Raw genomic sequence first — 731 nt, forward strand, 5'->3', positions numbered from 1 at the left:
CTGGTCGCCGGACGCACGCTCGGGGCCTATCGGGCCGATCCGAACGTGGCCGCCTGGACCGAGGCCGCACTCAACTGGAACAACCAGCCGGCGGCCCTGGTGCCCGCGGCGACGGCGGTCATGCCGGCCACCGACCAGTACGTCTCGTGGACCGTCACGTCGCAGGTGAAGGATCTCTACACCCTGGGCAACAACGGCTTCGTCGTCCGCGACCAGGACGAGACCGGGACCGGGGCCTGGCAGCAGTTCAACTCCCGTGCCGTGGCGACCAACAAACCGCAGCTCTACGTCGCCTGGAGCTGATCCCGGGGCCGTCAGGTTCCGGCGACGGCCTCGGTGAGCAGGTCCAGGGTCAGCTCGATCTGCCACTCGCGGGCGCCGCCGGCGCGGAGCGCCGCGCCGATCGTAGCGGCGTCCGCTGGTGCGGGCGGGCTCCACATGATCCGGCGGACCAGGTCGGGGGAGACGATGTTCTCCACCGGGACCGAGTGTTTCTCCGAGACCTCCGCCAGGGCGGCGCGGGCGGCCTGCAACCGTGCTGCCGCAGCGGGATCGCGGTCGGCCCACCGGTTGACCGGCGGGGGGCCGTCGCCCGGCTTGCTGTGCAGCGGCAGGTCCGCCTCGGGGACGGCGCGGCCGCGGGTGAGCGCCCCGAACCAGGTGCTCACCAGCTTGCGGTTCGCGCGCCCGCGGAAGACCGGCAGCTCCAGCAGCGCCGCCTCGTCGGTGGG

At 73.2% G+C, this 731-nt stretch carries 1 protein-coding gene and 1 pseudogene; one reads left to right on the plus strand and one right to left on the minus strand.

Annotation, left to right across the window (positions count from 1 at the left end):
- Nucleotides 1-303 (plus strand): DNRLRE domain-containing protein (locus E6R62_RS37760; RefSeq protein WP_168714312.1); only part of this gene is annotated, 303 nt, incomplete at its 5' end.
- An 11-nt stretch (nt 304-314) separates the two neighbouring features.
- Here E6R62_RS37760 and E6R62_RS37765 read toward each other — a convergent pair.
- Nucleotides 315-731 (minus strand): annotated as a pseudogene (locus tag E6R62_RS37765) (ribonuclease D); the annotation flags it as partial.

The sequence above is a fragment of the Streptomyces sp. A1136 genome (assembly GCF_004795055.1).
Taxonomy (GTDB): Bacteria; Actinomycetota; Actinomycetes; order Streptomycetales; family Streptomycetaceae; genus Streptomyces.